Consider the following 10,584-nt stretch of genomic DNA (forward strand, 5'->3'; position numbering starts at 1 on the left):
CCCGGGCGAATGTCAGGGCCGTGCGGCAGATGACATTTGGCCGCAGCCCTCACAGATACCGGCCGCCGCGTTGCAGGACTTCGATCTCATAGCCATCGGGGTCCTGAACAAAGAAGAACCGCGCGATCACCTCGCCGCCGGGGGCGAAATCCACCAGCTTGCGCGGCGCAAGGCCCAGATCGGTCAGCCGGGCGTGTTCGGCCGCCACATCCTCGACCGAGACCGCCAGATGGCCATAGCCATTGCCAAGCTCATAGGGCAGATCGCGCCCCTTGTTGATGGTCAGCTCCAGCTCGAAACCGCTTTCGGCATTGGACAGATAGACCAGCGTGAAACTGTCGAAATCCAGCCGCTGCGCCACCTTCAGCCCGAAGGCGCGGTCGTAGAATGCGACCGAGCGCGCCTCGTCCTGCACCCGGATCATCATATGGATCATCTTGGCCATGGGGGGCCTCCTTTCTCATCGCGACCAGCCCTGTCGGGCCGGGGCGGCGCTGTCAAGGCACCCTTCAGGCGGCGGTCTGGCGCAGCGGCTCGGGCAGGCGGCTGTTGCGGATGAAATGCGCGACCCGGCGGCCAAAGGTCAGCTCGAACACATGCTGGGCGGCAAAGTCGCGCGCGGCACGGGCATGGGCGGCCAGACTGTCGCGGTCGCTGGCCAGCGCGGCGATGCGGCGCGCCAGCCCCGGCGTGTCGCCGATCGGCACCGTCCAGCCCGAGCCCGATTGCGCCACGATGCCGCGCAGCGCGTCATTGGCATAGCCGATGATCGGCACGCCGCAGGACATGACCTCGGGATAGGTGCTGGACGGATCGCCCTGCGGGTGGCAGCACAAGAACAGATCGGCGCCCCGGCGCAGATGCGGGATCCAGCCGGTCTGGAAATCCAGCACGCCGCCCAGCCGCACCCGGTCCTGCAGGCCGCGCGCGGCGATCTGGCGGGCCAGCTCTTGTTCCAGGGGGCCGCCGCCATAGATCTCCAGCCGGAAATCGACGCCCAGCCGGACCAGCTCGGCCGCGACCTTGGGCAGATCGTCCACGCCCTTCATCGCCACCAGACGGCCGCCAAAGACCAGACGCAGCGGCCCGCCGCCGGCGATCTGCGTTTCCTTGTCATGCAGCGCCTCGGCCGAGATCACCTCGCCGCCCCGCACGCGGTTGTCAAAGAACAGCAGCGTGTCGGGACAGATCCCGTGATAGGCCTCATAGGTGGGGGTGCCGCTGCATTGCAGCCCGTCGACATGGCGCAGCATGCCGCGCCGGATGCGTTCGGTCCGCCACAGCCAGAGCAGCCGGCGCAGATGGCGCGGCAGCGACAGGTGCTCGGCGGCCAGAATCTGACGCTCGGTGCGCGCGGAATATTCCGACACCAGAACGACGGGCAGGCCCAGCCGGTGGCACAGCGCCAGCGTCGGGCGTTCGTTGCGGGCCAGAAACCCCACCACCAGCGCCGCATCGGCCAGCCGCGCGGCCAGCGCCTCGGGGCGGTCGGGGCGCAGCTCCAGCCCGGTCTCGGCATCGCCGGGATGATATTCGACATGGTCCATGTCGGTGGTCGGATGCGTGTCCAGCCGCAGCAGGCTGGTCACCGGCCCGGGCCAGCATCTGGCATATTCCGCCGCCCCCTCGACATATTTGCGCGTCAGCACCAGACCGCCGTTCGGCCCCCGTTGCGCCGTCAACGAAGGAAGCAGGATCAGCTCGTTTCCCATCTCGCCGCTCTCCTAAAGCAGCCGGTCCAGCATCTGCGCGATGTCGTCAAGATCGACGGCGAACCCGCCCGGCTCGGCCCGGCCAAGAACAAAGCCAAAGCGCATCTCCATGCAGTCGGCAAATTCCTTGTAGGGCATGGCAAAGCGGTCCGGCGGTTGGATCACCAGAAAGGCGCCGGCCTCGGCCAGCGTATAGATGGCATGGCCCAGATGGCTGCCCTCGACCGCGACCACGACCGGCGCATCCAGTGCGCGGCGCGCGATCTCGGCCGGGGTCAGCGCCTCGGGGTCCAGAATGTCAAAGCCCAGCCCGGCCAGATAGGCGGTCAGCGCGGCCTCATTGGTCAAAAGGCGCTCTGATCCGGTGCCGCCCCGGCGCAGAAAGATCCCCGCCGGTGGCTGGCCCGGACCCAGCGCCGCGCGCAGCCGCGCCCGCAGCCGGCGATAGCGTTCGACCTTCAGCGCATTCTGGGCAAAGTCGCGATACAGCGTCAGCCGCCGGATCAGCACATGCTGGGGCATCTCGGGTTGCGGCAGGTCCAGCAGCGCGCGATAGCCCGGCGCATGCTGATAGGGCTTGACCGGGGCGCCGATGCGCGGCGCGCCCTCGGGGGGCAGCATCTCCAGCGCCAGACTGTCCTGCATGAAATTGCCGAAGAAATCGGCGCCGGTCCATGTCGCCACCAGATGCGCGTCGGGCAGCTCGCGGCGCGGCGGCAGGCGCTGGCCGGGGCGCGAGTCGCCCAGACCGACACGCGCCCGCGCCCCCTTGCGGTAAAGCCAGCCGGTGGCCAGCACCACATCGGGAATCTCCAGCGCCTCGGTCGCGGCATGTTCGCCGCCGCGACCCTCGATCAGCGCCCATTCGGTGTCGCGGTCACGCCAGGGCGACAGCGCGGTGATCCGTTCCAGCGCGCCGGCCGGATAAAGCGCGGGCTGCGCGCGATAGGGCACCGCCGGGCACAGTACCCGGCGCGCGGTGGCATGACGCTCCAGATCGGCCGGGCCCAGACGCAGCGCCCGATGCGCCAGGCGCAGCAGGCTGGCCCGGTTCATGCGACCGGCCTTTGGATGATCCCGATGATCCGCGCCTGATCGGCGGGGTCCAGATCGGGATAGATCGGCAGGCACAGGATATGGTCGGCCACATCGCGCGCCACCGGCAGATCCTGCGGCGCCGCCGAGGCCAGATCGCGATACATCGGCATGTCCGAGATCAGCGGATAGAAATAGCGCCGGGCAAAGATCTGATCCTGTCGCAGCCGGTCGTAAAGCCCGTCGCGGTCCAGCGGATAGTCGGCCCCGACCCGGATCGGGAAGGCATAGGAATTGTGCCCGTCCCGCGCCGGGCACAGGCAATCCAGCCCCGCCACCCCGGCAAGCCCCTCGCGGTAGCGGGCGGCGACCGCCGCGCGCGCGGCCAGCGCATCATCCATATGCGGCAACAGCGCCAGCCCCATGGCGGCATGCAGCTCGCTGATCTTGGCGTTCAGCCCGGTCTCGGTCACCGTCAGCTCATCGACGATGCCGTAATTGCCCATTCGGTCCAGCGCCAGCTTTGTTTCCAGATCCGGCGCGACGATGGCGCCGCCCTCGAAGCTGTTGAAGACCTTGGTGGCGTGAAAGCTCAGCACCGACAGATCGCCCTCGGCCACCAGAGGCTTGCCGTCCACGCGCACGCCAAAGGCATGGGCCGCGTCATAGATCAGCCGCAGCCCGTGGCGGCGGGCGACATCGGCCAGCCCTTCGGTGTCGCAGGGGATGCCATAGCAATGCACCGCCATGATGGCCTGCGTGCGCGGCGTGATCCGCGCCTCGACCGCCGCCGGGTCAAGTCCCATGCTGCCTGCCTGAATATCGGCAAAGACCGGCTCGGCCCCGGCCCAGCGGATGGCATGGCTGGTCGCGACAAAGGAAAACGGCGAGGTGATGACCTCGCCGGTGATGCCGTAATGACGCAATGCCACGACCAGACTGATCGAGGCATTGCATTGGATCGACAGGTGTTCCACCCCCATCCATGCGGCCAGCTCGGCCTCGAAGCGTTTCAGCATGGGGCCGCCGTTCGACAGGATGCGGCTTGACCAGATCTGCTCCAGATAGGGCATGACCTCGGCAAGGGGCGGCAGAATCGGACGGGTGACGTAGATCGGGGAATCGACGGCCGGAGAATCAGTCATTTCGGAACTCGTTAACCGGTGCCTTGCACCTAATTCCCATAGATTAGCGACATTCCCGGCGCCGTCACCCGCTTTCAGCAAAAGCGGCACAAAAGGGCAGATTCCGCGCATGTTCCCGCTGAAAAACTCTACCGTTGCGCGATAATGGTGACATTTCTCACATTGCGGCGCGGCAGGCGCTGCGGGGCCCTGCCGCAGTCCTGCGGCGGCGGCGTCGCGCGCATGGCTGGACAGGCCGGGGCGCACTGGTGCATCAGCGCCCCATCCCGGCAATGAAAGGGCAATCGGCGATGATCCTTGTGGAAGACGGGCCCGAGGGATCGGCCGCGCTGTTCACCGCCCCGCAGCGGCTGGTGGCGGCATGGACGCCCGAGGCCGTCGCCCCCGCCCTGACCGAGATCGAGGCGGCGCGCGCCGCCGGCGCCTGGGTCGCGGGCTGGATCGGCTATGAGGCCGGCATGGCGCTGGAACCGCGGCTGCGCCCGCTGATCCGCCATGACGCGCGCACGCCGCTGCTGGTCTTCGGGATCTATGACGCGCCCCACCCGGGGGATGCCTTTTTGCGTCAATGCGCTGCCGAGGCCGGGGCGGCGGCGCTGGCCCCGCCCGTGCCCATGATCACCAAGGCCGATTACATGGCGGCATTCGCGCGGCTGGCCGATTACATCGCGCAGGGCGATTGCTATCAGGTGAACCTGACATTCCCGATGCAAAGCCGGCTGCTGTCGGGGACGGCGGCAGGGCTTTACGGGGCGCTGGCCGCGCGCCAGCCGGTCGGGCATGGCGCCTTTGCCGATCCGGGGCTTGGGCCGGTGGTGCTGTCACGCTCGCCCGAGCTGTTCTTTCGGCTGGATGCCGATGGCCGCATCGAAACCCGCCCGATGAAGGGCACAGCGCCGCGCGACCCCGATCCGGCGCGCGACCGCGCCCTGGCCCAAGAGCTGCACGACAGCGAAAAGACCCGGGCCGAAAACCTGATGATCGTCGATCTGCTGCGCAATGACATCGCGCGGCTTAGCCGGCCCGGCTCGGTCAAGGTGCCGGAACTGTTCCGCGTCGACAGCCTCAGCACCGTGCATCAGATGATCTCGCGCGTGGTGGGCCAGCTGGAGCGGCCGGCGCGCTTTGACGATCTGATGCGGGCGCTGTTTCCCTGCGGCTCGGTCACCGGCGCGCCCAAGATCCGCGCCATGCAGATCATCGCCGAGCTGGAGCCGCATCCGCGCGGCGCCTATTGCGGTGCCATCGGCTGGATGGCCCCGGACGGCCGCGCCGCCTTCAACGTCGCCATCCGCACCTTGCGGCTGTTCCCGGATGGCGAAATCCTGATGAACGTGGGCGGCGGCGTGGTGATCGACTCTACCGCCGAGGGCGAATGGGAGGAGGCGCTGTGGAAGGCACGCTTTGCGGATCTGCACCCGGGCTTGAACTGATCGAGACGCTGGGCTGGGACGGGCACGAGCTGATCCGGCTAGACCGGCATCTGGCGCGGTTGGACCGTTCGGCCGCGCGGCTGGGCTGGCCCCGGCCCGAGGGCGCGGCCGAGGCGCTGCGCGCCGCCTGCCCGCCGGGCCCCGCGCGGATGCGGCTGACGCTGGATGCGGGCGGCCGGATCGCGGTCAGCCACGGGGCGCTTGCGCCGGTGCCGCCGGTCTGGCGGCTGGATCTGGCGCCCACGGCCCTGAATGCAGACGACCCCTGGCTGCGGCTCAAGACCAACCGCCGGGCGCTTTACGACGCCGCCCGCGCCGCCCTGCCCGCCGGCATCGACGAGCGCATCTTTCAAAACCAGCATGGCGAAATCTGCGAGGGCACGATCAGCAACCTGTTCTTCGACCTTGGCCAAGGGCTGATGACGCCGCCGCTATGCTGCGGACTTTTGCCCGGTATCCTGCGCGAAACCCTGCTGGCCGAGGGCCGCTGCCACGAGGCGGTGCTATACGTTCACGACCTGCCGCGCGCCCGGCTTTGGGCCGGCAATTCGCTGCGCGGGCTGATCGCGGCCCGCATGGCCTGAGCCGCTTGCGACATTTCGCGACAAAATAACCGCCCGCAGCGGATTGATGCCGGGGCCGACAAATGCTTGAAGCGGGCAAGCCCGCGTTCGTCGCCAGCCAATCCCCGATCATTGTCACAGGATCATGCGATGGCGACGCCTTTCCCGCGCCCGGCCACGGGCACCGCACTTTGTCTTGTCCTGTCGCTGCCGGCCCTTGCCGGGGCGACATTCGCGCAAGACGCCCCGATCCCCGAAACCCCCGCCGGAACCGTCGTGCTGGACACGGTGGTGCTGACGGCCGAACAGCAGGCCAAGCAGGCGCTTGGCGCCTCGACCGTGACGGCCGAGGATCTGGACAAGCAGCCAGTGCGCAACGACATCTCGGAAATCGTGCGCAAGATGCCGGGCGTCAACCTGACCGGCTCGACCGCGACCGGCCAGCGCGGCAACCAGCGCCAGATCGACATTCGCGGCATGGGCCCGGAAAACACCCTGATCCTGATCGACGGCAAGCCGGTCATGTCGCGCAATGCCGTCAAGATGAGCCGGGGCGGCGAACGCGACTCGCGCGGGGATTCCGGCTGGGTGCCGCCCTCGATGATCGAACGGGTCGAGGTGCTGCGCGGCCCGGCGGCGGCGCGCTATGGCTCGGGCGCCTCGGGCGGCGTGGTCAATATCATCACCAAGCGCCCCGACACCTTTGGCGGGCAAGTGTCGATGCACATGAACCGGCCCGAAAACAGCAAGGAGGGCGCGACCAACCGCGCCGGCTTCATGCTGGGCGGCCCGGCAGCCGAGAACCTGACCTTTCGCGTCATGGGCAATTACAGCGACACCGAGGGCGACGCCGCCGACCTGAACCCGCCGCTCTGGGATCCCGAAGATCAGGTCTGGACGCCGCCGCTGGCCGGCAACGAGGGCGTCATCTCCAAGGATCTGGGTGTGCTGCTCAGCTGGGCCGTCGCGCCCGGCCATGTGCTGGATTTCGAGGCCAGCGTCTCGCGGCAGGGCAACCAATATGCCGGCGACACCCGCAGCGGCGCCATCGACGATGCCTCGGTCGATCTGGTCGGCAGCGAGACCAGCCGCATGTATCGCCGCACCTATGCGCTGACCCATCGCGGCGAATACGGTTTTGGCGAATCCAACAGCTACATCCAATGGGAAAACACCCATAACACCCGGCTGTGCTCGGGGACGGCGGGCCGGGTCGAGGACAACTATATTCCCTGCATCGACAGCGACGGCGACGGCGAAAACGACGCCTTCCGCTATGACACGATCGTGCTCGACACGGTCTCGGCCAAGTCGGAATGGATCCTGCCGCTGCAATTGGCCGGCAAGGACAGCCGCGTGACCTTTGGCGCGGAATATCGCGGCGAGTTCATGGACGACCCCTTCAGCATCACCAACAGCCTGCCGCCGGGCTGGGGCGGTGGCACCGATCCCGACCCGGAAAACCGCGATCCCAAGACGCATCAGAACACCATCGGCCTTTATGCCGAGGCCAATATCGAATGGAACGACAGCCTGACCCTGACGCCGGGCCTACGCTATGACCATAACGACAATTTCGGCTCGAACTGGTCGCCCAGCCTGAATGCCACCTATCGGTTCGACGACGCCTGGACGATGAAGGTCGGCATCGCCCGCGCCTTCAAGGTGCCGAACCTGTTCCAGCTGAACCCGAATTATGTCTACAACACGCGCGGCAACGGTTGCCCCTGGGTGGGTGGCGTGCAGCTGTCTGGCCCCTGCTATGTGCTGGGCAACCCCGATCTGGAACCCGAGCGCAGCGTGAACAAGGAAATCGGCGTGGCCTATGCCGGTCAGAACGGCATCGAGGCCAGCCTGACCTATTTCCACAACGATTACGACAACCGCATCGGCTCGGGCTTCGTGCAGTATAACGACGACATCGAGAACGGCCGGCTGTTCCGCTGGGAAAATCAGGGCAAGGCGGTGATCTCGGGGCTGGAGGGCAATTTCTCGACCGAGCTGGGCGAGCGCTTTGGCTTCAACGCCAATTTCACCAAGATGATCAAATCCGAAAAGGACGACGGCCAGCCGCTGAGCTTGGTGCCGGAATACACGCTGAATGCCGCGCTTGACTGGTATGCGACGCCGGATCTGACGGTGACGCTGTCGGCCACGCGCTATGGCAAGATCAAGGCGGCGACCGCCAGCTCGATCACCAATGCCGAATTCGATGAAACCAATACCCGCGATCCCTATACGCTGGTCAACCTTGGCACGAGCTGGCAGATGAACGATCGCGTGCAGATGTCGGCGGGGGTCACCAACCTCTTTGACAAGACCGTGCTGCGCACCGATTCCAGTTCGGGCGCCAATACGTTCAACGAGCCGGGACGGGCCTTCTACCTGTCGCTGACCTCGACATTCTAGGCCGGGCACGGTCCACTTGGCCGACCCTGCGGGCGGCGGTGCTGCACGGCGCCGCCGCCCCGACCCGTTCCCCCCTTTCAGCCCAAGGCGATGCCATGTCCGACAATTTCGAGCCGCGCATCCTGATCGTCGATGACGCCCGCGACATCCGCGAACCGCTGGGCCAGTTCCTGCGCCGGCATGGCTATCGCACCCGTCTGGCCGCCGATGCCGCCGAGGCGCGCGCGTTGCTGATGCGCGAGCCGGTGCATCTGGCGATCATCGACGTGATGATGCCGGGCGAGGACGGGCTGAGCCTGTGCCGGGCGCTGGCCGGCGAGCGCCGGCTGCCGGTGATCCTGCTGACCGCCCGCACCGGCCATGACGACCGCGTGGCGGGGCTGGAGCTGGGCGCCGACGATTACGTGATCAAACCCTTTGACCCGCGCGAATTGCTGGCCCGCATCCGCGCCGTGCTGCGCCGTGCCCCGCCCGCCATGGCCCCACCCGCGACCGGGCCGCGCCGCTTTGCCGGGATGATCCACGATCCGGGCGGGCAGCGGCTGATCCTGTCCTTGGGGCAGGAAGTGGCGCTGACCTCGGGCGAAAGCCGGATGCTGGGCCTGTTTCTGGACGCGCCGGGTCAGGTGCTGAGCCGGGCGCGGCTTTTGGAACTGCACGCCGGGCGCGAGGCCCGCGCCTATGACCGCACCGTGGACAACATCATCAGCCGCCTGCGCCGCAAGATCGAGCCTGATCCGCGCGCGCCGCGCCTGATCGTCACCGAATGGGGCGGCGGCTACCGGCTGGTGGCCGAGGTCGAGGCGCCATGACCCTGACCCGCCTGCTGCCACAGGGCCTTGCCGGGCGGTTTTCGGCGCTGCTGGTGGTCGCGCTGCTGGCCGTCAATCTGATCGCCGCGCTGCTGCTGGCGCGCGAGGGCAGCACCTTTGACCGCGCCATCCGGCTGGAGGGCGACCGGCCGCGCCTGCAGGCGCTGATCACCGCGCTGGAGGCCGCCGACCGCGCGACCGGCCTGATGCTGCCCGGCTACAGCAGCACCGGCTTTACCCGCTTTTCGGTGGGACCCACGCCGCTGGACCTGCCCGGCAGCCAGCGCCTACCCGCACTCGAAGCGCGTCTGGCGCTGGAGATGGGCACGCATCCGGTCGAGCTGCGCGAAGGCCCCGGCCCGCTGCCGGGCGAGGCGCGCGAGCCGCTGCTGATGGTCTCGGTCCAGTTGCAGCGCGGCGGGCTGGCCGGGCAATGGCTGAATGCGCTGTCCTATCCGCTGCCGCAGCCGCGCGCCTGGGTCTGGAAGGCGGGGTTCTTCGTGCCGCTGCTGGCTTCGCTGATCGGCACGCTGCTGGTCGGGCTGGTCTTTGTGCGGCGCATGACCCAGCCCCTGCGCGCGCTGGCCGAGGCGGCGCGGGCAGCAGGGCGCGGCGACCGCAGCGCCCGGGTCACCGAATGCGGTGCCAGCGAGCTGCGCGACGCCGCCGCCGCCTTCAACGACATGCAGCGCCGCATCGCCGGGTTCGAGGCCGAGCGCCTGCGCATGCTGGCCGCCGTCGGCCATGACCTGCGCACGCCGATCACCGGGCTGCGCCTGCGCGCCGAGTTGCTGGACGATGACAGCCAGCGCGGCGACATGATCCGCATGCTGGACGACATGGCCGCCATGGCGCAGGGCCTGCTGGACAGCGCCAGCGCCAGCGCCGAACCCGAGCCGCCGCAGCCGACCGATCTGGACGCGCTGATCGGCCAGCTGTGCCGGGATCGCGGGCTGGCCCATGTCGCGCAGGGCCCGGTGATGGCACGGGTGCCGCCCGTTGCGCTGCGCCGCGCGCTTGGCAATCTGGTGGACAACGCCCTGCGCTATGCCGGCCCGCCCCGGCTGCACCTGCAAGCGGGGGCCAGCGACATCCTGATCACGGTCGAGGATGACGGCCCCGGCATCCCCGAACCCCTGCTGGCCCGCATGACCGAGCCTTTCGTGCGGGGCGAGGCCAGCCGGTCCGCCGCGACCGGCGGCGCCGGGCTGGGCCTGTTCATCGCGCGCGACATCCTGCGCGCGCATGGCGGCAGCCTGCGCCTGCGCAACCGGCCCGAGGGCGGGCTGTGCGTCGAACTGCGCCTGCCGCGCGTGCCCTGACCGGCATATTCGACCTCTGGTCTGACCATCGGTGCAGGCCACGCCGAATCAACCGCGTTCCGGGGATTCGACGACGCAGAACCGGCGCCGGACGCCCGATATTCCGTTGCGTCACTTGCGACCTTTGTGCCAGAGGCATCGCGCCATTTCCGC

General features: G+C 68.4%; 9 protein-coding genes. 5 read left to right on the top strand and 4 right to left on the bottom strand.

Going from position 1 to position 10,584, the window contains the following annotated elements:
• Positions 1–49 precede the first annotated feature (49 nt).
• The 4 genes from GL279_RS05670 to GL279_RS05685 form a co-directional block, all read right to left on the bottom strand.
• Complete coding sequence (locus GL279_RS05670) at positions 50–445, bottom strand: VOC family protein (protein WP_155063638.1); 396 nt, start codon at positions 443–445, stop codon at positions 50–52.
• A 64-nt stretch (positions 446–509) separates the two neighbouring features.
• Positions 510–1,712, bottom strand: a complete 1,203-nt coding sequence (locus GL279_RS05675; protein WP_155063639.1) for a glycosyltransferase family 4 protein — start codon at positions 1,710–1,712, stop codon at positions 510–512.
• A 12-nt stretch (positions 1,713–1,724) separates the two neighbouring features.
• Positions 1,725–2,768 (bottom strand): glycosyltransferase 61 family protein, encoded by a 1,044-nt coding sequence (locus tag GL279_RS05680; RefSeq protein WP_155063640.1) that lies wholly within the window; start codon positions 2,766–2,768, stop codon positions 1,725–1,727.
• A complete protein-coding gene (locus tag GL279_RS05685) occupies positions 2,765–3,892 on the bottom strand; it encodes a DegT/DnrJ/EryC1/StrS family aminotransferase (protein ID WP_155063641.1) in 1,128 nt (375 codons plus the stop codon). Before GL279_RS05685 ends, GL279_RS05680 begins: the two co-directional genes overlap by 4 nt.
• A gap of 290 nt (positions 3,893–4,182) precedes the next feature.
• Here GL279_RS05685 and GL279_RS05690 point away from each other — a divergent pair, with 290 nt between their 5' ends.
• From GL279_RS05690 to GL279_RS05710, 5 genes are all read left to right on the top strand, one after another.
• On the top strand, positions 4,183–5,325 hold the full coding sequence (locus GL279_RS05690; protein ID WP_155063642.1) for an aminodeoxychorismate synthase component I: 1,143 nt from the start codon (positions 4,183–4,185) through the stop codon (positions 5,323–5,325).
• Positions 5,268–5,909, top strand: a complete 642-nt coding sequence (locus tag GL279_RS05695) for an aminotransferase class IV family protein (RefSeq protein WP_155063643.1) — start codon at positions 5,268–5,270, stop codon at positions 5,907–5,909. Before GL279_RS05690 ends, GL279_RS05695 begins: the two co-directional genes overlap by 58 nt.
• A 129-nt stretch (positions 5,910–6,038) precedes the next feature.
• The gene (locus GL279_RS05700) at positions 6,039–8,297 is read left to right on the top strand and encodes a FepA family TonB-dependent siderophore receptor (protein WP_155063644.1); all 2,259 of its coding nucleotides are present in this window, start codon (positions 6,039–6,041) and stop codon (positions 8,295–8,297) included.
• A gap of 95 nt (positions 8,298–8,392) precedes the next feature.
• On the top strand, positions 8,393–9,109 hold the full coding sequence (locus GL279_RS05705) for a response regulator (RefSeq protein WP_155063645.1): 717 nt from the start codon (positions 8,393–8,395) through the stop codon (positions 9,107–9,109).
• On the top strand, positions 9,106–10,431 hold the full coding sequence (locus GL279_RS05710; RefSeq protein WP_170293928.1) for an ATP-binding protein: 1,326 nt from the start codon (positions 9,106–9,108) through the stop codon (positions 10,429–10,431). The genes GL279_RS05705 and GL279_RS05710 overlap by 4 nt, the downstream gene beginning before the upstream one ends.
• Positions 10,432–10,584: the final 153 nt, after the last annotated feature.

Source organism: Paracoccus limosus (assembly GCF_009711185.1).
In the GTDB taxonomy this organism is placed as follows: Bacteria; Pseudomonadota; Alphaproteobacteria; order Rhodobacterales; family Rhodobacteraceae; genus Paracoccus; species Paracoccus limosus.